This window comes from Photobacterium frigidiphilum, from assembly GCF_003025615.1.
Taxonomy (GTDB): Bacteria; Pseudomonadota; Gammaproteobacteria; order Enterobacterales; family Vibrionaceae; genus Photobacterium; species Photobacterium frigidiphilum.
The window spans coordinates 42,468-66,518 of sequence record NZ_PYMJ01000008.1; the positions used below are offsets into that span (position 1 = coordinate 42,468).

The 24,051-nt window shown below is 41.2% G+C and carries 20 protein-coding genes; 17 read left to right on the top strand and 3 right to left on the bottom strand.

Annotation, left to right across the window (positions count from 1 at the left end; genetic code table 11):
- The first annotated feature begins 2 nt into the window (after positions 1–2).
- The 13 genes from C9J12_RS10005 to C9J12_RS10070 all read left to right on the top strand — a co-directional run bounded on the left by C9J12_RS10005 (position 3) and on the right by C9J12_RS10070 (position 16,581).
- Complete coding sequence (locus C9J12_RS10005; RefSeq protein ID WP_107242577.1) at positions 3–1,217, top strand: glycerophosphodiester phosphodiesterase family protein; 1,215 nt, start codon at positions 3–5, stop codon at positions 1,215–1,217.
- 260 nt (positions 1,218–1,477) lie between these two features.
- A complete protein-coding gene (gene phnD, locus C9J12_RS10010) occupies positions 1,478–2,518 on the top strand; it encodes a phosphate/phosphite/phosphonate ABC transporter substrate-binding protein (RefSeq protein WP_107242578.1) in 1,041 nt (346 codons plus the stop codon).
- Positions 2,519–2,623: 105 nt separating this feature from the next.
- Positions 2,624–3,394 carry a phosphonate ABC transporter ATP-binding protein gene (gene phnC, locus C9J12_RS10015; protein WP_107242579.1) on the top strand — a complete coding sequence of 257 codons (771 nt, stop codon included), beginning with the start codon at positions 2,624–2,626 and terminating at the stop codon, positions 3,392–3,394.
- Positions 3,382–4,173: a phosphonate ABC transporter, permease protein PhnE gene (gene phnE, locus C9J12_RS10020; RefSeq protein ID WP_107242580.1), complete on the top strand. Its 792-nt coding sequence runs from the start codon at positions 3,382–3,384 to the stop codon at positions 4,171–4,173. Before phnC ends, phnE (C9J12_RS10020) begins: the two co-directional genes overlap by 13 nt.
- Positions 4,173–4,976 carry a phosphonate ABC transporter, permease protein PhnE gene (gene phnE / locus C9J12_RS10025; protein ID WP_107242581.1) on the top strand — a complete coding sequence of 268 codons (804 nt, stop codon included), beginning with the start codon at positions 4,173–4,175 and terminating at the stop codon, positions 4,974–4,976. The genes phnE (C9J12_RS10020) and phnE (C9J12_RS10025) overlap by 1 nt, the downstream gene beginning before the upstream one ends.
- Before the next feature lie 162 nt (positions 4,977–5,138).
- Complete coding sequence (locus tag C9J12_RS10030) at positions 5,139–5,876, top strand: AzlC family ABC transporter permease (RefSeq protein ID WP_107242582.1); 738 nt, start codon at positions 5,139–5,141, stop codon at positions 5,874–5,876.
- Positions 5,873–6,175 (top strand): AzlD domain-containing protein, encoded by a 303-nt coding sequence (locus C9J12_RS10035; protein ID WP_107242583.1) that lies wholly within the window; start codon positions 5,873–5,875, stop codon positions 6,173–6,175. The genes C9J12_RS10030 and C9J12_RS10035 overlap by 4 nt, the downstream gene beginning before the upstream one ends.
- Positions 6,176–6,293: 118 nt before the next feature.
- A complete protein-coding gene (locus tag C9J12_RS10040; RefSeq protein ID WP_107242584.1) occupies positions 6,294–7,607 on the top strand; it encodes a GMC family oxidoreductase N-terminal domain-containing protein in 1,314 nt (437 codons plus the stop codon).
- A gap of 496 nt (positions 7,608–8,103) precedes the next feature.
- On the top strand, positions 8,104–10,968 hold the full coding sequence (locus tag C9J12_RS10045; protein ID WP_170111752.1) for a C25 family cysteine peptidase: 2,865 nt from the start codon (positions 8,104–8,106) through the stop codon (positions 10,966–10,968).
- Between the two features lie 1,009 nt (positions 10,969–11,977).
- On the top strand, positions 11,978–12,187 hold the full coding sequence (locus tag C9J12_RS10050; protein WP_107242585.1) for a hypothetical protein: 210 nt from the start codon (positions 11,978–11,980) through the stop codon (positions 12,185–12,187).
- A gap of 276 nt (positions 12,188–12,463) precedes the next feature.
- On the top strand, positions 12,464–14,101 hold the full coding sequence (locus C9J12_RS10055) for a methyl-accepting chemotaxis protein (protein WP_107242586.1): 1,638 nt from the start codon (positions 12,464–12,466) through the stop codon (positions 14,099–14,101).
- Positions 14,102–14,130: 29 nt separating this feature from the next.
- A complete protein-coding gene (alr, locus tag C9J12_RS10060) occupies positions 14,131–15,348 on the top strand; it encodes an alanine racemase (RefSeq protein ID WP_107242587.1) in 1,218 nt (405 codons plus the stop codon).
- Positions 15,349–16,089: 741 nt separating this feature from the next.
- Positions 16,090–16,581 (top strand): Lrp/AsnC family transcriptional regulator, encoded by a 492-nt coding sequence (locus C9J12_RS10070; protein WP_107242589.1) that lies wholly within the window; start codon positions 16,090–16,092, stop codon positions 16,579–16,581.
- A gap of 89 nt (positions 16,582–16,670) precedes the next feature.
- Here C9J12_RS10070 and C9J12_RS10075 read toward each other — a convergent pair whose 3' ends face one another.
- The 3 genes from C9J12_RS10075 to C9J12_RS10090 all read right to left on the bottom strand — a co-directional run bounded on the left by C9J12_RS10075 (position 16,671) and on the right by C9J12_RS10090 (position 20,908).
- Positions 16,671–17,864: a diaminopropionate ammonia-lyase gene (locus C9J12_RS10075; protein WP_107242590.1), complete on the bottom strand. Its 1,194-nt coding sequence runs from the start codon at positions 17,862–17,864 to the stop codon at positions 16,671–16,673.
- 479 nt (positions 17,865–18,343) lie between these two features.
- Positions 18,344–19,546 carry a serine hydrolase domain-containing protein gene (locus C9J12_RS10085; RefSeq protein WP_107242591.1) on the bottom strand — a complete coding sequence of 401 codons (1,203 nt, stop codon included), beginning with the start codon at positions 19,544–19,546 and terminating at the stop codon, positions 18,344–18,346.
- A gap of 54 nt (positions 19,547–19,600) precedes the next feature.
- A complete protein-coding gene (locus tag C9J12_RS10090) occupies positions 19,601–20,908 on the bottom strand; it encodes a serine hydrolase domain-containing protein (RefSeq protein ID WP_107242592.1) in 1,308 nt (435 codons plus the stop codon).
- A 410-nt stretch (positions 20,909–21,318) separates the two neighbouring features.
- On the opposite strand from C9J12_RS10090, the gene C9J12_RS10095 reads away from it, so the two are divergent.
- The 4 genes from C9J12_RS10095 to C9J12_RS10110 all read left to right on the top strand — a co-directional run bounded on the left by C9J12_RS10095 (position 21,319) and on the right by C9J12_RS10110 (position 23,946).
- The gene (locus C9J12_RS10095; protein ID WP_227876319.1) at positions 21,319–21,798 is read left to right on the top strand and encodes a hypothetical protein; all 480 of its coding nucleotides are present in this window, start codon (positions 21,319–21,321) and stop codon (positions 21,796–21,798) included.
- 94 nt (positions 21,799–21,892) lie between these two features.
- Positions 21,893–22,387, top strand: a complete 495-nt coding sequence (locus tag C9J12_RS10100) for a copper chaperone PCu(A)C (protein WP_107242593.1) — start codon at positions 21,893–21,895, stop codon at positions 22,385–22,387.
- Positions 22,388–22,613: 226 nt separating this feature from the next.
- A complete protein-coding gene (locus C9J12_RS10105; RefSeq protein WP_107242594.1) occupies positions 22,614–23,495 on the top strand; it encodes an AEC family transporter in 882 nt (293 codons plus the stop codon).
- Between the two features lie 157 nt (positions 23,496–23,652).
- On the top strand, positions 23,653–23,946 hold the full coding sequence (locus C9J12_RS10110) for an RNA recognition motif domain-containing protein (protein ID WP_107242595.1): 294 nt from the start codon (positions 23,653–23,655) through the stop codon (positions 23,944–23,946).
- Positions 23,947–24,051: the final 105 nt, after the last annotated feature.

Sequence of the window (24,051 nt, forward strand, 5' to 3'; positions counted from 1 at the left end):
AAATGAAGCAAATACTGAAGGGTTCTATCGCTCTAATACTAGGATTAAGCTCAATCACCGTTTGGGCTCAACAATCTGCTAATTTAGGCCCTCGTCCCTTATATTTGGTCAACAACATGGATGATGGCCCACTCAAAACGAAGTTATTACAATGCAGTGAAGACCCATTTTATCGAAGCAACTTTTCTATTGGTCATCGTGGTGCTGCAATGCAATTTCCAGAGCACACTAAAGAATCTTACCTCGCCGCCATTGAAATGGGCGCGGGGGTAGTTGAATGTGATGTTACCTTCACGAAGGACAAACAGCTCGTTTGTCGCCACTCACAAAACGACCTACACACCACCACCGATGTACTAGTCCATCCAGAGCTCGCGAAAAAATGTACCACTCCGTTTACGCCAGCAAATGCAACAACGGGTGAAGAAGCAAAAGCAGAATGTCGTACCTCCGATTTCACTCTGGCGGAATTTAAAACCTTAAAAGGAAAAATGGATGGCGCAAACCCCAAAGCGACAACTGTCGAAGAATATATGCAAGGCACACCCGCTTGGCGCACCGACTTGTACGTTCAAAACGGAACGCTCATGACCCATGCAGAAAGTGCCGCATTATTCAAAGCACACGGCGTAAAAGTGACACCAGAATTGAAGTCTGCTGCCGCTGACATGCCGTTTAATGGTTTCACTCAAGAGATGTATGCTCAAAAATTGATTGATGAACTCAAAGCCGCTGGCATATCAGCGTCTGACAGCTACGTGCAATCTTTCAATTTGGATGACGTCAAATATTGGATTGAGAAAAACCCAAGTTTTGGCAAACAAGCCGTCTATCTGGATGATCGCGTCTATGAACAAACAGATTTTGTCGCATCAAAAGAAAACATGAAAGCGCTCGCAGAAGCAGGGGTCAACATCATTGCACCACCACTTTTTGCTTTGGTGGAATTAAATGATAAGAAGGAAATAGTTGCCTCTAATTACGCCAAGCTTGCGAAACAAGCTGATTTAGACATTATCGCATGGACACTAGAACGTTCAGGTCCGCTTGCTCAAGGTGGCGGTTGGTATTATCAAAGTGTTAATGAAAGTATTAACAATGATGGCGACATGATGAAAATGCTCGATGTGCTTGCACAAGACATTAAAGTGTTAGGTGTATTTAGTGATTGGCCAGCAACCGTTACCTACTATGCAAACTGCATGAATATCAAATAACGCTCAATCTTTGCTCTTAGCCTTAACTAATAAATGTGGTACCTAATTAAAAAGAGCTTTCGAGCTCTTTTATTTTACGCCTTTTATGGCAAGACAAAAATGACCCAATTACCTATTTAGTCGGTGGACACAAATGACCCAAGTTTCAATTTCCATTAACCAACACCAAATAAACTATTGAATTAAAACAAAAATAAAACTGGCACAAACCCTGCTATAGATAAAGTGATTCTAACAATACGTAAATAAAAGGTTTGAATATGAAAATCAGTGTTAAAGGACTGTTAATCGCTAGCTCACTACTGATCCCATCAATCACTATGGCAAGTGAGTGCTCTAGTCGTGGTGTACTAGACGATAGATACTGTGATGAAGATAAAGATTTAGTGGCTGATTCACCTAAAGATCCCGAAGAATGGAGCGATCCAAGTACACTTGTATTTACCTACACACCCGTTGAAGATCCCGCACTCTACAAAGATGCTTTTGCCGACTTCCAAGCACACATCAGTAAAATCACAGGCAAACGCGTTATCTACTACACGGTACACTCAAACTCTGCGCAAGTAGAAGCCATGCGTTCAGGTCGTCTTCACGTGGCGGGTTTCTCTACAGGCCCTACAGGTTATGCAGTAAACCTAGCGGGTTATGTACCCATAGCAGTCAAAGGGGATGAAAATGGCTTTCAAGGCTACAACCTAATCACCATCGTGCGTAAAGACAGCGGCATTAATTCAATGTCTGATCTCAAAGGTAAAAAAGTCGCTCACACATCCGCATCTTCAAATTCAGGCAACCTTGCACCACGCGCACTTTTCCCAGCCAAAGGCTTAGTACCCGACGAAGATTACAAAGTGCTGTACTCAGGTAAGCATGATCAATCTATTCTCGGTGTATTCAACGGAGACTACGACGCTGCACCTGTCGCATCTGACGTATATGATCGTATGGTCGACGCTGGTCGAGTTGATGGCTCTGAACTTAAGATTATCTACCGTAGTCCACGCTTTCCAACATCCGCTTTTGGCTACGCACATAACTTAAAACCAGAGCTGGTTGAAAAAATCCAAGAAGCTTTCTATAGCTACCGTTTCACTCCAGAAATGAGCGCAACCTTTAAAGGTGCTGATCGCTTCGCACCGATCACTTACAAAGAAGAATGGGGTGTCATTCGAGATATCGCCCATGCAACTGGCACGGCATACACAAAATCTGGTCTTAAGCAGCTTGCTGAAAAAGATGCCGCCAAACGTGCGAAGAAAAAAGCCGCTCTGCTAGCAAAACAAGCCAGCAACCAATAGTGATTGGTTAATACCCAGCCATTACCTAAATCTAACCTCTCTACAATTCTATGCCCTCACGGGTAGGGCATAGAACATTCAAATATTCGTACAGGGATAAGTAGCATGACCGTAGCCAGCTGTAACGGAATAAAAATCAATAACCTTTATCATCAATATGTAGCAGGTAAGCCAATCCTTAAAGGGATTAATATTGATATCGACCAACCCGGTATTATCGCAATTATCGGCCCTTCAGGAACAGGTAAAAGTACCCTACTTCGCTGTATCAACCGCCTTAATGATCCAACTGAGGGTGAAATACTTTTTGATGGTGAAGATCTCACTAAATTAAAGGGACAAGAGCTTCGCAAACAGCGGAGACATATTGGTATGGTTTTCCAAGAATACAACCTTGTTGAACGCCTAACTGTTATTGAAAATGTGTTGAGTGGGCGTCTGGGCTACATCAGTGCTTGGAATGCTTGGCGACGAAATTACTCCTCTGAAGATCTCAATAAAGCCTTTGAACTCTTAAGTTTTGTTGGGCTATCCGACTTCGCCAATCAACGTGCCGATAGCTTGTCAGGCGGTCAAAGGCAACGGGTGGGCATTGCGCGCGCCGTCATGCAAGACCCTTATATTTTACTTGCAGATGAGCCGACATCGTCACTTGACCCTAAAACGGCAGTTGAAATTATGGAGTTAATGGAAACTTTCGCTCAACAGAAAAACATTCCTGTAATGGTCAATATTCATGATGTGAACTTAGCCAAACGCTTTGCTAAACGCATCATCGGTATGTGTGACGGGAAAGTGCACTACGACGGCAGCCCTGAAGGCATTACAGAAGAAGATTTAAAAGTGATCTATGGAGGCGAATCATGGCTGGACTAACCTCAACACCCAACCAAGAAAACCCGTTTAAAACATCTTGGGTAAACAGGCTCATTTTTGCAGTCATTATCGGTTATTTATTTTATAGCATGTCAACGTTAGGGTTAACGTTGGATCGATTAATTATCGGGTTTGGGGAAAGTGAGCGTTTACTTTCTCGCATGTTCCCACCTGATTTTTCACGCTCAAGTTTACTGCTAAGTGGTTTAGCTGAAAGTCTACAAATCGCTATAATTTCAAGTTTCTTTGGAATCGTAATTTCACTTTTCCTTGGGCTAATGGCAGCGCGTAATATGATGCCTGCAATTGTATCGATCCCAATTCGTGGCTTTATCGCATTATGTCGTTCTTTCCACCCCGTTATCATCGCGATTCTTTTTGTAAAAGCGGTAGGGTTTGGCGCATTAGCAGGCATATTAACCTTAGTATTTGCCTCTATTGGCTTTATTGCCAAGCTGTTTGCAGAAGCGATTGAAGAGATTTCATTTAAACCCGTTGAAGCGATTCGAGCAACAGGTGCCAGTTTCATGTCAGTAATTTTATATGCTGTTATGCCGCAAGTGTTTACTCGTTTCATTGGCTTTGCAAGTTACCAACTCGACTCCAATTTACGTAATTCCACCATGGTTGGCATTGTAGGCGCTGGCGGTTTAGGTGGCACACTATTCTCTGCTTTCCAGCGATTTGATTATGATTTTGTCGCGGCCATTTTAATCACCATCATTGCACTGATTTTAGTCGGTGAGTTTCTTTCCAATATTGTTAGGAGAGTTTTCTAATGACAACGGCACACATCGATAAAGAATGGCAACGCTTCACACCCAGCGAACGCATTGCCCGATTTGCTATTTACCTATGCTTAGTTTCTGCGATTGTTTGGTCTTGGCAAACCGTGGAAGTGATCCCTGAATTCCTTTACGACGCCCCCGTTCAATTTGCCGATATGTTTCAGCGTATGGTGCCATTAGATTTCGCGTTTTACCCTGAAGCTATTCACGCAGCCATGGTTGAAACGTTGCATATCGCCACGCTCGGCACCTTATTTACGCTAATTTTTGCGATTCCGTTAGCATTACTGAATGCTCCGAATATCACGCCAAGTAAAACGCTAAACTGGGTTGCTCAATTCTTTTTGGTATCATCTCGCTCGGTCAATTCTCTGGTTTGGGCTTTGCTTTTTATCGCCCTATTTGGCCCTGGCATGTTAGCCGGCATTATGGCTATCGCCATTCGAAGTATTGGCTTTGTCGGAAAACTATTGGCAGAAGCCATTACCGAAGTCAATATGGGCCCCATTGAAGCATTAAAAGCAACAGGTGCTTCATCGGCAAGTATTTTATTAAAAGGCTATTGGCCTCAGATAATGCCAGCCTTCTATTCAATTGTGCTATTCCGTTGGGATATAAACGTACGTGAGTCTGCGGTATTAGGGCTTGTGGGTGCAGGTGGTGTCGGGGTTATCTTGAATGATGCTCAGAACTTATTTGAATGGCAGAAAGTAGCGATGGTATTAGTCAGCATTTTTACGGTCGTTATTATTGCTGAAGCAGTGGTGATTCAGATTCGAAATAAACTTATTTAAGAATACTTCACCTCTTCTTTATCCCTTCAAAAAAGAAACGGCTTTCTAGCCGTTTTTTTTCAATTTCACGCAATGAAAGCGCAATAATGTACAAGTTAATTCAATTTGATAAACATAAAGTGAAGCGTATAGAAATACGTAATGAAGAAAATAAGAGGGAATATGGACACGTCTCATAAACAGACAGACACAACAGATTGTGAGCTAACGGCTCAAGAAAAGCGGACATTATTCCGACAAGGTGCCATCGCCGTTACTCCTTTGTGCATTGCAGTGATCCCGTGGGGATTATTGGCGGGATCATTTGCTATCGATATTGGTCTTGACCCTTTTGCCAGCCAAGCATTATCAGCCATTGTTTTTGCAGGTTCAGCCCAACTCGTCGCCACCGGTTTACTCAAAGTTGGGGCGGGGTTAGGGACGATTTTACTCACAACACTTTTCATTACTTCTCGTCATTTATTATATAGCGTGACAATGCGCGACAAGATAAGTCCTTTACCTCTGCGTTGGCGGTTAGGCCTCGGCTTTCTGTTAACCGATGAATTGTTTGCATTATGTGGACATCAATCAAAAAAATCATTCAATCGTTGGTATGCCCTTGGCACTGGTCTGTGGTTTTACATTTGCTGGAATATTGCCACCTTCGCAGGCATTGTTGCCGGAAAGTTCATACCCAACCTTGATACGATCGGGTTAGATTTCGCTGTCGCTGCCACGTTTATTGCCATCGTTATCCCTACAATCAAGAAATTATCGGTATTAATCACCGTATTCGTCGCGATGATTCTTTCGGTCGTACTGCAATATTTTGACGTTGATGGTGGGTTAATGATCGCCAGCATAATCGCCATGTTCTGTGGTTATTCAATCGATACGTTCAAAAGGAATGACGCATGATTTGGTTAACGATTGCCGCGATGGCGCTACTTGTATTCGCTAGCCGTTATGTATTCTTAGAACCAAAATTACCTTTACGACTGACGGCGCAAACTCAAAAATTATTAAGCTATTCCAGCCCTGCAGTATTAACGGCTATTTGGGCCCCAATTGTATTTTTACCCGACGGCGAATTGATGCTTTCGTACAAGAACCCTTATTTAATCGCAGCCTTGTTCGCCATATTACTGGCATGGCGCACCAAAAATGTATTGCTCACCGCGGTACTTAGCATGGCGTTATTTTTTATCATTTCATAACAATAAAGCTGACAGTTTAAGGTGTTATTTTTTTCAACTGACTGATGTCCGTATATTTAAAAGTGCACCTACCGTATAGTGACGTTGATTCTATCTCATCATTCTAGGTACCAGAGCCATGTTTAAACACACACACAGCACTTATGACACCATTGTTGTAGGTAGTGGTCCTGGTGGTGCAACCGTCGCCAACGAGTTAGCACTAAAAGGACAACGTGTTCTTATTCTTGAGTGGGGAGACAATGAACCACTCAACGGCTCTTTCATCCAAATGGCTAAGATGGCGGCTATTCCAGGCAAAGGGGCTTTTGTTAACTCAGATCTATCTTTACTCATTAGGGGTATTACTGCAGGTGGTAGTTCAGCAATAAATTATGCCACCGCCATGAAACCACCCGTCGAAATGTTTCAGCGTTATGGCATCGATTTAACGGCAGAAATAGCCGACGTTGAAAGCACCCTTCCCCTCTCAATATTACCTGATGAACTTATCGGCCCTATGGCACAGAGAATTGCTTCTGCCGCTCAACAGCTTGATCTCGATTGGAACAAACTCGATAAATTCATTGATATAAACAAATGCCGTTCTGCTTGCCACCTGTGTTCATACGGTTGCCCACATGATGCAAAATGGAATGCGCGCATGTATCTTGATACTGCGGTACAACAAGGTAGTACGCTGCTAACACATGCAAAAGTACTGAAGGTTATTACCAAAGAACATCGAGCAATAGGTGTCCAATTCAAACACCACGGAAAAATTGAATCTGCCTTTGCTAACAACATCATTTTAGCGGCGGGAGGAATAGGTTCCGCCCAGATATTACAAGCAAGCGGAGTGCACAATGCAGGGCAGCATTTCTTTATGGATCCCGTTATTGCGGTGATGGGAAAAGTACCAGAATCCTACCCCGATGGAGAGATCCCAATGGCGGCGGGGTTACACCTTCCTCAAGAAGGTTTGATGCTTTCTGACTTAAGTTTACCTAAACCTTTTTTCCACTTATTTACCGCACAAGTCGGTAAGTTTCAGCACTTATTATCCCCTAATAATACTCTATCAATTATGGTGAAAGCCAAAGATGAATTAAGCGGTAATATCGGGACTAAATGGGTTAATAAAACATTAAGCAGTGATGACAAAAAAAGGCTGAATACGGGTGCTGAGATTGCAGAAAATATCTTACGCCAAGCAGGTGCCACCAGCCTATATCGCACTCATCATTTTGCTGCGCATCAAGGTGGCAGCGCTAAAATTGGTGAAGTCGTCGATGCAAACTTGCAGTCTGAGATTCAAGGATTATATGTCTGTGATGCCTCTGTCATTCCAGAAGCTTGGGGACTACCGCCAACGTATACATTAATCTGTTTAGCGAAACGTCTAGCGAAACATGTAGACGGGCTTGTAGACGGGCTTGTTGCAAATAATTAGATAACACCGTTCTACCCTGTGATGCTGTAATAATTACTGGAACATCGAGCACGAAGAAGAAAGAAGCCTATGGCTTCTTCATGGCGAATGGACATCCCAGTTCAGTTGTCGCTCAAACGTGGTACTGTTGAAACTAACATTCCCTGAATGAATACCACAAAAAAATACATTACCCATTGTTATGCATCAGATTCACCTTTACACATTTCTGCTTATACTTTACTTTCACTTGGCACTTATATTTTATTAAATCTTATCCTTCTCTACATTAATAGTAAGAGCGATGAGTTCTGTCTTTTAATTATTTATTGATGATTTAGTAGATAGATAAATTAGTTTTTCATTATTTGATGTGATCGCCATAAATAAGGACTTTATCAATAAGTTCTTATTAGAAATAATAAGACCATCAACACACCCTTATTAATGGTGATAGTTTTACCAATACATTCCTATTAAGAATAATAATAATTTTTTGCAATAATATGGAGATATTATGAAGTTAAATCAGGCTAGGCTTCTATTAACCCTCGCGATCCTTTCCCCTTCGGTTTTGGCTGCTACTCATACGCTAGAGCATACCGATGCATCGGTATTTGATAAGCAAGTTATTCAATTCGCCCCACCAGTGGATACTCGCTCGGGCAAAAAAGATGGAGAAACGAGCAACTACATTTCAATGCTTGAGAAACAAGGCCACAGCGCTTTGTTTGAAGCGAAGTTAACCGAGTTAACTTTGGCTAAAGTCAAAATGGCCGATGGCAATATCTATAATCGCATCATGCTGCCAGATGGTGCAGCACCTAGCGAACCGGGAAAACCAAATTTAACCGGTTATCGTCAACTGGTTCGTATTCCAGATGGCGCAGAGCTGGAGTTAGTGGTTGAAAATGTCGAGTGGTCAAAAACCTATACCGATATGGTGGTTGATCCTGTGCAGCTACCATTTCCCGACGTAGTTGAAGAAGATGGCAACCGTCCCGATCAACATATGCCATTTGTAAAAGATGATGCAGCCTATAATGCTTTAACAGATAGTGAGGTGCCACTGATTTCTGTCGTTGAAACGGTGCGCGTTCGTGGCAAGAGTTACGCCGTGATTTCATATCGTCCTATAGATTTTAATTCAACAGAAGGAACGGTACGTTTCGCACAGAAAGTACGTTTTAAAGTTAATTATATTTTGTCTGATGCATCAGAGCCAAAGCGTGAAGATAAACTTGAATTTGATGCGAAAAAAAAAGCGGTAATTGACTTACGTGATGAACAAGTTGAACCAAAGCAAAAAATGGACAACGTACCATCGCAAGGAAATAAGGCTGATCTGACACCTGCTCAAAAAGCTGATTACTTGATCATTACTGCAGACCGATTTCAACAAACGGTAGAACCACTTGCGGCGTGGAAGCGTAAGAAGGGTTATCAAGTGCACGTCGCGACAGTAACAGAGGTCGGTAACACTCAGGCACAAATAAAGGCTTATATTAAAGATGCCTATAGCAACGGTACTATGACCTCATATGTACTTTTGGTAGGTGATCATGAAGATATCCCAGGTTATGAAATTGTCGGTCACCCTTACCACGGTAAAGATCACCGCTGGCATACCGATTACGAATACACACTTGTTGACGGTGATGATAAATACTCCGATGTAGTGATAGGACGTTTGCCGGGGGATACTGAAGCTCAAATTACCACTATGGTTAACCGCAGCTTAAATTACGAACAAAATCCGACGGATTCAGATCGTTACAAACATGTCCTTCTTGCCGGACAGTATCAAGATCGCGACGCCAATCGGGTTGCCGATCGCATGTTTATGGAAGATTTGCACCGCGCTGCCGATTTCTTAGGTCCTGACTACGACTTTTTCTCTGGTCTAGGTGACAGGTTCAATAAAGGTTATAGCGTCCATACTGCGTTGCAATGGGATGCTGACTTAACCAAAGAACTTAAATATGGTGGCTGGAACTACGGCAGTGCCCGTGTGAATCCTCCAAGTTCAGTACCACAAGTGTGGAAAGATCAAGGTAATGGCGATCGAGTTCAGATTGCTGATGCGATTAACCAAGGTGTAGGCTTTGTCATGCACCGTGACCATGGTTATGGCAATGGTTCAGGTTGGGCTGATCCGCATTACACCGCAACAGAAGTGAATGCGTTAACCAATGGCAATATGGCCCCGTTTGTATTTAGCTTGAACTGCGCTACAGGTTGGTTTGACGGAAAAGATTCATTTGCTGAGTCTTGGATGCGCAATGCCAATGGTGGTGCCGTTGGGTTTACAGGCGCAGTAAGAGTAAGCTACTCCGGTTATAACGATCTGATGCATGCCGCTATTTTAGACAGCCTTTGGGATGACTATGACGGCGCGTGGTCTAGCGCTGTTTATCCTGTCTCTTGGCGTCCTGCAATGGCGTTGAACCGCGCCAAAGATCGTTTGTTTGGCCATTATGGCGCTGAAGATAGCCACGCGATTTTAACCGCGCGTTTCTTTAGCTGGTTTGGTGATCCGGAGCTTGAGCTAAGAACTGAAAGACCAAACCAATTAACCGTGACTTATCCATCACAGTTAGCCAAAGGCTCACAAGCCAAGTTTGATGTTGTTGTTAGTGAGGGGGAGCGACGCTTAGCGAAAGCTCGGGTTGCGTTGGTTTCTGCATCTGGTGAAGCTCATGTTGTAACGACCGATCAAAATGGTGTGGCGCAATTTGATGTACCTGTTGAAGGAAATATGAGCCTAACGGTTACCGAGCACAATGCCAAAGCGTATCAAGGTCAAATACAAGTTGAGGGCGATGCGCCACAGGCACGAGTAATCGAAAATATCACCGCGCAAGCTCATCAATGGGTAGCGTTGGATGGTACTAAGTCTGTTGTGCCGAAAGGAAACCAAGTAACTTATTTGTGGCAACAAGTTGCGGGGCCAAAAGTCCGTATCGATTATGCTGATAGTCGTTATGCTTATGCGATCACGCCTAATTACAGTTCTGTACTGAAATTTAAGCTGACCATTACCGACCAAACTGGGGCTTCTGACTCAGCAATCCAGACGATAACAGTAAAAGGTGTAGAAGACAGCAACAAAGCGCCTATTGCCGTTGTTAAAGATGCGATAAGTGGAACCAGTCAATGGACCGCGTTAGATGGTACTCAATCATCCGATCCTGACGGTAAAATAGTCAGCTACCATTGGAGTCAGGTTAGTGGGCCAAAAACTGAGATTGCCTATCCAGATAGCAAATATGCATACACCTTTACACCAAGTGCAGAAAACACACTGGCGTTTAAGCTAACAGTAACCGATAACGAGGGTAAAACGTCTTCATCGATTGCTAAAGTTATGGTGAAAAGTTAGTCGATTAAACTCTAGAAATTGAGGGCATAAATTAAAGGTGCTTTATTAATTAAAGCGCCTTTCCTATATAGATAAGAGCCTCAAACTCTTATGCGAGAAATCCGCCGTCATGAACCACCTCTTCAGCGTTGAGGTTATTTATACGTAAAAACTTCCCCTACCGCTGGCTAGTACAACCTTATGTAATTAGTTGTAACAGCCCCTCTTAAACTAGCTAAGGTTCGGTGGTAACCAAGTTCACACGACTAGGTGAACAATATAAATATAAACCATTATTAAATTTGAGTAGACTTATGGTGAAAATTAGACGATTTATTGATATAAAACGCCTTGAAAATAGGCGACAAATAAATGGCACACCGTCATATTTATAACGTTATTCACAATCCTAGTCGGCAACTAAATCTAATAACACTGTTCATACCAGTTTATCTATAAATCTTATTAATTTGATTAAAAAATAATTAATACCTTTAAATCATACAATTAGAAACAAAAACTTTTACATGCACAGGCTTGAATGCCTATTTTAAAATACATAAGCGTATGTTTTGTCATACTAATTATTGATATTAACACTAAAAATAAGTAACCTTCCCGCCGTCAAAGTTAAAAGGATATTAATCGACAGATAAACATCACAATTTAAAAACCTCAAAGGCATTGTATATATTTAAACTCCGATGGCATTTGTTCATAAATTTCTTGCGGTCTAAATTATTGACTATATCGGTATCGATATCATCACTGGGTATTTTACCTGTTGATAATTACCTTTGATCTCTTAGACGAAAAGGCTATGTTCATTATTAACGAGCTTTTATTCTAAAAGTTTTTATTTTGATGATGAAGTGGATTTATTTGTTCAACAAGATGGTAACGTAATGTCCCGCTCTCTGATGGAAAACAAAAACTGGATGGCAATTATATATTATGAGGCAGTGAGTAGTATCGTAAAAATAACGACTAAATATTCCCATAATTACTGATGCAAAAAGGTGTTTTTTTGATGAAAGACGAATACAGTGAACCAATAAAATCAAATATTCATGACAATAAAATCACCATTAAAAAAGGCTGTAAATTCATAGGGTTTGACGAATTCAATCAATACTGTGACAGTGCCGCTGATATACCATCCAATGCATTTGATACTACTACATCATGTGCACTAGATAATCTAACCAACAACAAAGCCTTACGTAAACATAATACTTGAATAAAATAGAAATAATTCAATTTTGTAATAAGTAACAATGTACTAATTTTCATATGCAACAAGGCTGAACACTTCCCCTGTTAATCAGAGCTGGGGATTAATATAGTGTTAGCACTAGCGCATTAATACCACTCTTATCCATCATTACCTTTTCAAATATTATCGCTGTATTTATCAACCACTCGATAACATTTCCACTGGCCTTTGATGGTCAAATAAAATGAATAAAAATTATTTTTTCATCAACAAACACATTAGATCATAGGTAATACATTCATGTTCCTAAAACACTTAACAATTGGTAAAAAAATTGCGGGTGCATTCTCAATCATTGCGATGATGATTCTTCTTTTTTCCTTTTTCTTACATAATGAGCTAACAAATATCAACAGTAATCTCCTAAATTATACTGATGATACCCTGCCCGCATCTGAAAAAGTTGACAGTATACATGATCAAATTGCGAACTTACGACGTAGCCAATTTTTAGTATTCATCATGGAAGGATCCAAAGAAACCATAGCCCAAAAGATCAATCAAAATAAAGAAATTCGTAAAAACATTGAAGCAGAACTCCGTGCTTATGGGCAAACCGTTTGGCCCGGAGAAGAGGAAGAATCGTACAAACGTCTTATGAGTGGTTGGCAGCGTTACATTAATTATATAGATAACTTCAACAGCGCTATGTTACTCAACAATAAGAAAGTGGCTCGCTCAATTCTTCTGACCGACTCTTATCCTTCATTTAAAATCATCGAAACTGAAGTTAGCATCTTAACTGACATCCTAAAACAAGCAATGAATAGCAACCGCGCACAAATTCTTGATTCGATTAGTCGCTTGTCTCAAATGTCAACTTACAGCAACCTAGCCATTTTTATTTTCATGATTGGTATTACCTTATTACTTTCTAAATTAATTTGTGGGCCACTATCTCTAATTGTAAAACAAGCTAATGCGATTGCAAAAGGCGACTTATCAACCCAGTTAGATCGTGAAGCAATTGGGAATGATGAACTTGGGTCGTTAGCAGATGCCTCATCACAAATGCAAAATAACTTGCGTCAATTGATCGATGAAATTATTTCGGCAGTAACACAACTAAGCAGTGCAGTAGAAGAAATGACTCACATTTCAGATACATCCACAAAAGGAATGCACGGCCAACAGCATCAAATTGCTCAAATCGCAGCAGCTATGACAGAAATGAAAGCGTCAGTTGCCGATGTTGCCTACAACACTGAGCACTCCGCAAGTCAGGCTAGTGAAGCTAATCAACAAGCGAAAGATGGAGCGAAAGACAACAAAGCGATGGTAGATTCTATTAAAGAAATCGCCGGAGTTATTGATGATGCAGGCAATACGGTATCAGCGTTAGAAGAGCAGTCTCACCAAATTAACATTATCGTTGATGTGATCCGTGGCATTGCCGATCAAACCAACCTTCTTGCATTAAACGCAGCCATTGAAGCAGCACGAGCTGGTGAATCTGGCCGAGGCTTTGCTGTCGTGGCTGATGAAGTTCGTACTCTTGCAGGACGCACTCAGGACTCAACTGGAGAAATAACTGCGGTTATTGAAAAACTACAAGTACTTGCCAAACACGCTAAAGTAGCAACAGTGAAATCCTGTGAATGTATTGAAACCTATTCAGAACAAGGCCACCGTTCTCTTCAGTTAATGAATTCGATTGAGCATTCCGTATCCAACATCTCTGATATGGGCACACAGATCGCAAGTGCTTGTAGCCAACAAGATTCTGTGGCGGAAGATTTAAGTCGCCATATAGAAACAATCCATGTTGCCTCTCAAGAAGTCGCCGAAGGATCAAAACAAACGGCGTTAGCGTGCAATGAACTTAGTCAATTATCTTCCTCATTACATGAAGCAATGAATCGTTTCAAACTCAATTAATCTCATTAATTTATCGTTATGGAGACACCATGAATTTTAAAATAACGCTGTTATCGCTGGCGATTACTTTTCCATCATTTTCTATTTACAGCGCACCACTAGTCATTGATCAAAATCTACCAAGTGAGCAATCAATTCAACAATCAAACTCTTGGTTAGAAGTAAGCTTGGGTCAGTTTAAATCCAATATAGAACAGTTCAAATCACACATTAAAGCTGATACTAAAATTTGTGCTGTAATGAAGGCCGATGCTTATGGGAATGGCATATTTGGCTTAATGCCAACCATTCTTGAACAACAGATTCCTTGCGTGGCGATTGCGAGTAACGCTGAAGCTCGAGCAGTACGAGAAAGCGGCTTTAAAGGGCAGTTAATCCGTGTTCGCTCTGCGAGTTTAGGAGAGATCAAGCAGAGTTTAGATCTTAATATCGAAGAGTTGATTGGTAGCCACCAACAAGCAAAATTCATCGCTGAGTTGGGAGTAGAGCGCAATCAACAAATCAACGTCCATTTAGCATTGAATGACGGTGGAATGGGTCGAAATGGTATTGACATGTCCACTGAGCAAGGAAAAACAGAAGCTCTTGATATTGCAACGCAAGCTAACTTAAACATTGTCGGCATAATGACGCACTTTCCAAACTACAATGCTGATGAAGTACGAGCAAAATTAAAAGACTTTCAAACAAATTCATCTTGGCTCATCAAACAAGCTGATTTAAAACGTGACGAATTAACTCTTCACGTGGCTAATTCTTATGTTTCGATAAATGTACCTGAAGCGCAACTAGATATGGTGCGCCCTGGCGGTGTATTGTATGGCGATCTGCCTACTAATCCAGAATACCCATCGATTGTTTCTTTCAAAACTCGAATCGCTTCTATACACCAGCTCCCTGCCAGCCAGACCGTGGGCTATGACAGTACGTATATAACCAAGCGAGATAGCGTACTTGCAAACCTTCCCGTTGGCTACTCAGATGGTTACCCTCGTAGAATGGGAAATCAGGCCGACGTCATTATCAATGGACAACGTGCGAAAGTCGTCGGTGTCACATCAATGAATACCTCCATTGTTGATATCACAGACATAAAAGGTGTGAAACAAGGTCAAGAAGTTACACTATTTGGCAAACAAAAAAACGCACAGATTAGTGTGGCTGAAATGGAAGATTACTCAAAATTAATTTTCCCTGAATTATATACCATATGGGGGCATGCAAACCCTCGTTATTACTTAAAATAGCCTGAACTCGAGATGAAATTTTAGGGAACTAAAAGCAGATTCTGTAATGAGTCCTTTCGACTAAGAAGGACTCATTACATAAAGAACCCGCGATGAACAAGTTAGTGGCTTTATTTTATCATGCCGATAATTTTTGCCACTTTTTCATACCTGAATGGCAAAAGCTGTCACTAAAAAGCAGCGAGAGCCTTTTCTCAGAAAGCCATTGGCTAACATGGCCAGTCAAAAAAAGAGATTATTAACGGCAGCCATTCCAACGCGCTAGCACTGCATCATATTAACGTTGGGCTTTGGCGTTGCAAGGTCTATACGCGCTTGCGTGGAGCGGTGGTCGATGATTAAAAATGGGCACCACCAATTGTGACTATATTTAATTGTTTTTTTTGGCCAAAATTTACCTTTTGGTTTTAAGCTATCTTCAGCCCATTGCTCTGAAAAAATACGCTCTCCATTCCAAAGGCCCTTATTTAAATATAACTGGCCCAATTTAGCAAAATCACGAGATCTTAAATATAATCCAGACGAACCTAAATAATCTCCTGTTACCTCATGAGCAAACCAATCATAATTTGATATTTCAAGCGGATTGAATAATGCCGTTTCCGCATATTGCGCTATAGTACTTTTTCATTACCGAGCCAAACACGTACGTTACGTGATAAAAATAACCTTTAGATCGGTCACATAAAAACAAATAAAACGAGCAATATTTTCACAACAAAAAACAAGGAATACATTGGTATGGCTCATTCACCGACCCCTTCCGTAGACAATTTCGATCGTAAGATTTTGGATATTGTTCAAGTATCGAACCGCACAACGTCAGATCAGATTGCAGAACAGATAGGGTTATCGCCAGCTGCAGTTCAACGTCGTTTAAAACGTATGCGTGCGCAGGGCATCATTCAAGCTGACGTATCAGTCATCAACCCCAAAGCGATTGGGTATGCGATGACTTTTGTGGTTCAAGTAACGTTAGAACGCGAACGTGTAGATTTGATGCACAACTTTAAAAAAGAGATGAATGCCAACCGATCCGTTCAACAATGCTATTACGTAACAGGCAGTTCAGATTTCATTTTGATTGTGACGGCAGTCGATATGGAGGGATACGATAATTTCACCCGTGAAGCTTTCTTTGATAATGCCAACATCAAAAGCTTTCAGACCAATGTAGTGATGGATCCAGTCAAAGTGGGTCTGACCATCCCAATTGATGACCAGCAAGATTGATAAAAAACGGCGCGAAGATCAGCTTCACACCGTTTTTTACTATTAAGTAACGACTAATAAACCATTCGCCAATTACTATTAAGCATTAACTATTCAGAAATAAGCTGTTTATACAAGTCAGGATCGGTCGCCCCTTCAGTACCAATCACTAACACGCGACTTGATGTGTCCAATTGCATCGCTTGTGCAAATTCAGGATGTTGGCGGGCTAATACAGCCGCCGCAAAACCCGGCACTGCAGATTCACCCGCTTCAATTGCAGTATCGGCTTGATAGCCTTTCGCAAGTAAGCGCATTGCTAGTGGAATCGCATCTTCACTGAGTGTCATGAAGTCATCAGCGCCATTTTCCAGAATAGTCCACGCCAAGCTCGACACTTCACCGCACGCCAAACCAGCCATTAAGGTATCAAGGTCGCCACCAACAACAACAGGTTTGCCCGCCTGTGCACTTTGCTGAAGACAGTTTGCTTGTTCTGGTTCTACGATAATGAAACGTGGGCGTTGCTTACCCCATAAATCCCAAAAGTAACCACATACTGCTGAGGCTAAACCGCCCACGCCACCTTGTACAAAAACATGTGTTGGGATTTCATCATTCAGTTGTTCCACAATTTCAGCCAGCATCACGGTATAACCCAATGCCACATCTTTTGGGATCTCCATGTAACCTTCGTACGAAGTATCTGACACAATCACGCGATCATGCGCTTTAGCTTCAGAGTCAGCCAAACGCACCGATTCATCATAATTGCCGCTGATACGAACCACCTCAGCACCAAAAGCTTCCATCGCTTGCTTACGCCCTTCCGATACATCGCGGTGAATGTAAATCACACAGCCACAACCAAACATCTGTGCACCCCAAGCAACTGAACGACCATGGTTGCCATCCGTCGCGCAGCTCACCACAATTTCAGCAGCTTCAGATTGCCACTTACCAGCCAATAAATCCGTAATTGTGGGGGTTTTACCATATCGAATCGCCAGCACCGCTTGTAACTGACGTGCCACGGCATAAGCGCCACCCAATGCTTTGAAGCTTTTTAACCCAAAGCGCTGTGATTCATCTTTGTACCACAGCTTTCCAAACCCTGCTGATACCGCAATATCATTCAGCGAATGCAATGGCGTGACAGCGTAACCCGGCCACTGCGTAATATCACGAATGGCTTGCTCTGCACTTTCTACACTTAAAATAGCGTGCTGTTCGACAGAATACTCAGTGTCTGAATGCGCGTTGGGGTTAGCAAAATGGGTCAATGTGCCTGTCAGTAGTGGCATAGATGATCGTCCTTTTATAAGATACACATAATATTTTCGAGTTTATTTTCGTGCATAGTTTTTGAGATTTGTTTTCGAGATTAAAAGTCTATCAAGAGCGATTGCAGAGGTTATGTCTTGTTGAAGCAGAAATTGACGTTTTCACGCGTAATATCGGTGATGAATGCGGAAAATCATCACCTCAAGGTTAAGTTATTAGTTTTATTAACGGCTATCTGACATGCCATTCTTCCGAGCATCAACCTTATAAAGGCTTATCTGAGCCCTGTAATACCGTGTTTATAAATAACACTTCATCCAGCATCGATACGCCAATCACCCTTTTAGGTTTATTGTCGGTCGAAATCGGCAGCTCGACAACCCTGAACGTTTATCTGTTTGGGATGAATTTTACGCGCTTGCTGCCTAAATTATATTTGAAAATAAGTATACTTGTACTTATGCATAATGTTGCGATTTGCTCGTTATGCCTTCAATACTTATATTTTTGATTGATACTGAGCATGATCGATACCAATAGATGGTAAAATATAATTTACAATCAACTCTAATGGATAATCTTCATCCTGATCAATATATGCTCCTGATGTAATAACAAACGTTAACTCTAAATCTGGAATAATGAACATTTCCTGTCCGCCTGCTCCTCTCATTCCAGCGATTGTTAACTGTTCTCCATCTTTAGTAATAAATGGGAACCACCAATTATGACCATATTCAATGGTCTTTTCAGGCCAAAATTTACCTTTTGGTTTTAAGCTCTCTTCAGCCCATTGCTCTGAAAAAATACGCTCTCCATTCCAAAGGCCCTTATTTAAGTATAACTGGCCCAATTTAGCAAAATCACGAGATCTTAAATATAATCCAGATGAACCTAAATAATCGCCAGTTACCTCATGAGTAAACCAATCATAATTTGATATTTCAAGCGGATTGAATAATGCTGTTTCCGCATATTGTCTAAGATCCATCCCCGTAACTTTTTCGATAACGCCGCCTAGTAGTACGCTCATAGCACCTTGGTAAACAAATTTTTCACCCGGCTGATAAGCAATACCTTTCCCAAAAATATAGGAATATGGGTCATCAGATAGCCACATGTTCATAGCATCACTATTCCTTTCCTCCCATTCTTTCCAATCAAGGCCACTATTAAAGTCCAAGGCATGTTTTAATTTAATACTCTTTTTCTTATCTAAATCTAGAATGTTTTCATTTGCATAATAATCAAATAGTGGTGTATCGATATCTGATATTTCTTTCTTATATAGTAAATTACCGATCAGAGTTGATGTTATCGTCTTTGTTACAGATCTCATTTGGTGATAAGTATCAGGTGCTGATGGATAGGGATCTGGCATGGGAGTGCCATCTATTGAGCTTCTAACAGGGTAATATTGTTCAAAAACTAACTGGTCATTACGAGTGATAAGTAACGATTGTATTCTTTTTGATTTACGTAAAGTTACATGATTATGTAAATCAATCAGTGTGTTTTGATCAAAACCTTCTTGTTCAGGCAAGCTTACTTTCCAGTCATTTTGACTGGCTTTTTGAGTCCAATTAAAAGAACTCATATCTACTTTAGATGGATAAAATACAATCCAACATATTAAAATCACGGGTACTAATATGACAGATATTCTTAATCCCAATTTTATGTAATCATTTTCCTTGATCATTACTACTCCAGCTTATTGCACAAAAAAACAAAAAACACTTGGATGACTCAATAGTCACGCCGTTTTTAACGATGCGCACAATTGATCAAGCAACAAGGCTCTTTGTCGGAAGTCCACAAAGAAGTTATTAATGAGTAGCACAACGCCATTTCCAGTTTCCGGATCAATCATAACGCGTGACAAAATGCCTGGCCCACCACCATCATGCCCCCAGAATGTGCCGTGTCGGGTCGTTCTAAATTGGAACCACCCCAGCCCAAGCACGCTGCCCGTTCGTGGATCACTGCGCTGAACCTGCCACATACTTTCGATGGTTTCTCTTTTAAGTAATGGCGTCTCGGTATTGTACTGCGGCAAAAATGACTGCATAAAGGTGGTTAATGCCGTTGTGGAAGAGCCTAATAATCCAGCTGCATTAAAAGGAGAAAAATAACTGCAATCATCAAAGGCGAAATACGTTTTATTTCCATCAAATGGTATCGCGGTCTGACTTAAGTAACCTCGCTCTTTCATACTTTGGGTAAATACAGCCATGACTGGAGCACGAGGGCTATTTTTCGCTTCATACGGTGTAATTATTTTTTGTTGATCCAAATCGTTCTTCTGCCAACCAATATCTTTTATTCCTAATGGAGAAAAAATATATTTATGCGTGTATTCCTCGAAAGAGAGGTTTGTCACTTGTTCAATCAGATAGGCTGCTAATAAAGCATTCAGGTTTGAATAACCGGCGATCACACCAATGGGATCCGGTGTCACATTCGCAAAGTCTCCCGGCCGATATAGGTCAAAAGCCAGATCTGGATTGTAATTAATGCCGTTAGGGGCGAGGTAAGATGTAATCCAGCCTTTCAGATCAACGGAATAATCTTTACAGAAAAAATCTGCCATGCTGTCTGGTGCTGATGTCATTCTTCGCGAAGACAAAGATGAAGCGTGGGTTAACAATTGATAGGGAGTGATTGGGGTGTCAGGAAAATGTGGATTACGTAAGTCAAACCCTAAATAGTCACTAACATCCCCATCCAGTTTGATCTGACCTTTTTCCACCAGTTGCATCACGGCAGTCCAAGTGATTAACTTGGAGACTGAGCCTATGGTTGGCCATATACTTTCAAGAGTTGCAGGCTTTTTATTCTCCAAATTCTGATAACCAACACTTTTCCCCCAGGCCAACTCACCATTTTTGATTAGCGCTGCACTGATACTGGCCGCCGGTAGAGCAGTTAATGCATTTTCTAGCAAGTCATCAAGTGCCTCCTCTGGTGTCTGCTGCTCGGTAAGAAGCCAGGCTCCAGTTCCACCAGCCAATCCTGTTAGCCCGACACCTTTTAATAGCGTTCTTCTCGAAATACTATTCATTTGTCACTCATCCCTAAATATAACGCAATCTTCATTTTCCTCTTTTAACGGGATTGCGAACACGAAAGTATTTACCCAGGCTGCATCAATGCGGTGATACACACTAAATTCATGAAAAAGAGTAGCTCTTGCTTAACTAAAAGATCGTCTTGGCCCAGTTCTGTTATTCCTGTAATACCTATTATTTCCCAAACAAAAAATTATTCTTATTACAATATTCCAGTTTATATCTCAGTACGGAGGAAACCACTTGCTTTAAATATGTGGGATGAAACTAATCACAATGAGTTCGGCCAAGCTTAAAAAGCCACTAAACTTTAACCACTACAAAACAATTAATACAACAAGTTACGATATTGCGCTATTTTTTGATAACATGCTCAGCATTATACAAGGAAGTGATAAACGTATTGGAAGCTAACCGTAGAAGTTTTCGTGAAAATAGTAGTAGGGTAAGTGCGCTTATCATATTGTCGATCGTGCTAAACGGCTTTCTATCGTCCATTGTAGTGCTTAACCCAACCGCATTTTCTGGTAATAGTAATTGGTTAACGGCACCGCTGACTGAAAAGATCTTAATCTGTACAGCAGAAGGTTTGCGATGGATAGACCCAAGTACGTTACTGCAAAAGAATGCTCAACAATCAGCATTCTCCAGTGACAAATCATCGCTTAATCACAATCAATACCAACACTACCAATTTCACTGCCCACTCTTAAAGCACCACCAGCCCGCAGAATTATTGGCGTATTTAGGTATATTCATCCTATTCGCCATGTTGGTTGTAGCTACGCTTAAGAGGCTCTCGCTTTGCCCCTTTTTCTGCTATGAAAAAATGTACCTTACTTATGCTCCTAAACAGTCTCCGCCTTATTGCGATAAAAAATAAACTAAAAAAATCAGCTAACAATTAGAAGAAAATATCCACCCATTCACAATGCAACTTTAAAACAAGCATAACGAGGTGGAACATGGAGAAAGTCATGAAAAAAAATACATTCATCACCCTGCTATTTAGTAGCGCACTATTTCTATCAAGCTTTGCAAGTGCGCACGATTACAAAGTGGGAGACTTGCAAATTGACCACCCTTGGTCAAAAGCTGTACCACCCAATTCATCGGTTGCTGCAGCCTTTTTCAATGTAACGAATCATGGCAGCGAAAATGATGGATTGATCAGTGCTGAATCCCCAATTGCAGACAAAGTAGAATTACATGCTCATATTCATGAAGACGGCATGATGAAGATGCGTGAAGTTAAAAATATTGAGATCCCAGCAAATGATGGTACTGCACTAAAACCGGGTGCCAACCACATCATGTTTTTTAACCTTACTAAGGTGCCAAAATTAGGCGATCGATTTCCACTGACACTGCATTTTAAAAACGCGGGGGAAATTACTATTGAGGTTGCAGTTGAAAAAGCAACATATCAGATGGAAATGAAACCTGAAAAGACAAAAGAGCAGCACCATTAACGACTAAATAGCCACAGTTCACTAACATCAAGCCGTTTCTTTTGTTCTCGCAAAGAAGCGGCTTTTTGATAGATAAGATAATTACTCGAAACAAGCCCCTCCACTTCCTTGCATGAAATCTATTTGTACCACAAAATGAAGTGATTGAAATTTATGCATTCAGCACCCACTACGCTGAATATTCATCGCGTTCAGGTAAGATGAGTCATATCACAAGGATGTTAACGTGTTAGAAAAAGTTATTGGCATACTCTTTCCAGTTTTTGCAATTGTACTTGTGGGTTATGCCATAGCGAAGTTACTTAAACCCGATTTCAAACCTATTAACCGGATTAATATGGATGTGTTTTGTCCTGCATTGATCTTTTCATCTTTAGTGATGATGAAACCCGATACCACCCAGTTATGGCTATTGGTCGCGGCTGCATGTGCAGTATTATTGCCGGGGTTATTAATGATCCCACTTACCCGCATGAATAAATTATCTTTCAAGGCGTGGGCACCACCACAAATGTTTCGAAACAGCGGGAACCTTGCCATTCCATTGTTTGGCTATACCTTTGGTGAATCGGCAATGGGGGCTGCGGTATTACTTTTTGTAGTTGCAACCACCCTACACATCACTCTAGGCATGGCGTTGCTGACGAATAAAGAATCTCTCTCGCTCAAACAACTTTTTAAAACACCACTCTTGCTGGCGACGCTGGCAGCATTAGCTTTTAATTTATTGAATATTCCGGTATGGCAACCCTTATATGAAGCCACGCATTTACTCGGTCAAGCATCTATACCAGTCATGCTGTTGTCGTTGGGCGCACAAATGGTTAACTTACATAAATCAGGTATACGGGTAGGCTTAATGACCACCCTATTTAGCTTAGCCACTGGTGCCATTAGTTTTGCTGTTATTTATTTCTTTTTACCCTTACCACATCAACAACTGCAAATGATGGTGTTATTCACCATGCTACCACCTGCGGTAATGAACTTCTTGTTTGCTGAACGCTTTAATATCGAACCTGAAAATGTTGCATCCATGGTGTTATTCGGCAATTTTTTTGCCATCATCACATTGCCTTTATTACTGTGGATCGCACTGGCAATCTAGCCCGATAGTGACACCGCGAATAATGGAATGCCCTATTTAGCATTGAGGAAATGATTACAGTGCATTTCGAATGCGTCCTTTTCTTGGTTTACTCTCAAATATCTGCGACAATCCTCACGAAATAAAAATTATTAACTTATAACTACACGGCGCACCCATGAAACTATTAATTCGCAACCTTGATCGCATCACAACTGAAGCTGAACTTCAGGCAATGTTTGAGACTCACGGTAAAGTGCAATCTTGCTCATTGGTCATGGATAAAGAGACTGGCGATTCAAAAGGCTTTGCATTTGTTGAAATGCCTAAAATTGGCGAAGCAAAAGCTGCAATGCAAGCTCTTAACGGCCTAAAAGTTGCTGGTAATAAAATTCGCGTTAAAAAAACTGACGTGGCTCCAGGTGCAAGCAACAGCACAGAAGACAGCGCAAGCGACGATACTAACGAATAATCAGTTCGATTCATGTTCTGATATTTGATAAAAGGGGGTATATATTGCCCTCATTTTTTATGTCTACTTTTCACCAAATTTATATCTCAATAACAGCAACATCAT

Excerpts from the sequence above, each read along its gene's own strand:
- C9J12_RS10005 (WP_107242577.1), top strand. The coding sequence starts at position 3 with ATGAAGCAAATACTGAAGGGTTCTATCGCTCTAATACTAGGATTAAGC.
- phnD (WP_107242578.1), top strand. The coding sequence starts at position 1,478 with ATGAAAATCAGTGTTAAAGGACTGTTAATCGCTAGCTCACTACTGATC.
- phnC (WP_107242579.1), top strand. The coding sequence starts at position 2,624 with ATGACCGTAGCCAGCTGTAACGGAATAAAAATCAATAACCTTTATCAT.
- phnE (WP_107242580.1), top strand. The coding sequence starts at position 3,382 with ATGGCTGGACTAACCTCAACACCCAACCAAGAAAACCCGTTTAAAACA.
- phnE (WP_107242581.1), top strand. The coding sequence starts at position 4,173 with ATGACAACGGCACACATCGATAAAGAATGGCAACGCTTCACACCCAGC.
- C9J12_RS10030 (WP_107242582.1), top strand. The coding sequence starts at position 5,139 with ATGGACACGTCTCATAAACAGACAGACACAACAGATTGTGAGCTAACG.
- C9J12_RS10035 (WP_107242583.1), top strand. The coding sequence starts at position 5,873 with ATGATTTGGTTAACGATTGCCGCGATGGCGCTACTTGTATTCGCTAGC.
- C9J12_RS10040 (WP_107242584.1), top strand. The coding sequence starts at position 6,294 with ATGTTTAAACACACACACAGCACTTATGACACCATTGTTGTAGGTAGT.
- C9J12_RS10045 (WP_170111752.1), top strand. The coding sequence starts at position 8,104 with ATGAAGTTAAATCAGGCTAGGCTTCTATTAACCCTCGCGATCCTTTCC.
- C9J12_RS10050 (WP_107242585.1), top strand. The coding sequence starts at position 11,978 with ATGAAAGACGAATACAGTGAACCAATAAAATCAAATATTCATGACAAT.
- C9J12_RS10055 (WP_107242586.1), top strand. The coding sequence starts at position 12,464 with ATGTTCCTAAAACACTTAACAATTGGTAAAAAAATTGCGGGTGCATTC.
- alr (WP_107242587.1), top strand. The coding sequence starts at position 14,131 with ATGAATTTTAAAATAACGCTGTTATCGCTGGCGATTACTTTTCCATCA.
- C9J12_RS10070 (WP_107242589.1), top strand. The coding sequence starts at position 16,090 with ATGGCTCATTCACCGACCCCTTCCGTAGACAATTTCGATCGTAAGATT.
- C9J12_RS10075 (WP_107242590.1), bottom strand. The coding sequence starts at position 17,864 with ATGCCACTACTGACAGGCACATTGACCCATTTTGCTAACCCCAACGCG.
- C9J12_RS10085 (WP_107242591.1), bottom strand. The coding sequence starts at position 19,546 with ATGATCAAGGAAAATGATTACATAAAATTGGGATTAAGAATATCTGTC.
- C9J12_RS10090 (WP_107242592.1), bottom strand. The coding sequence starts at position 20,908 with ATGAATAGTATTTCGAGAAGAACGCTATTAAAAGGTGTCGGGCTAACA.
- C9J12_RS10100 (WP_107242593.1), top strand. The coding sequence starts at position 21,893 with ATGAAAAAAAATACATTCATCACCCTGCTATTTAGTAGCGCACTATTT.
- C9J12_RS10110 (WP_107242595.1), top strand. The coding sequence starts at position 23,653 with ATGAAACTATTAATTCGCAACCTTGATCGCATCACAACTGAAGCTGAA.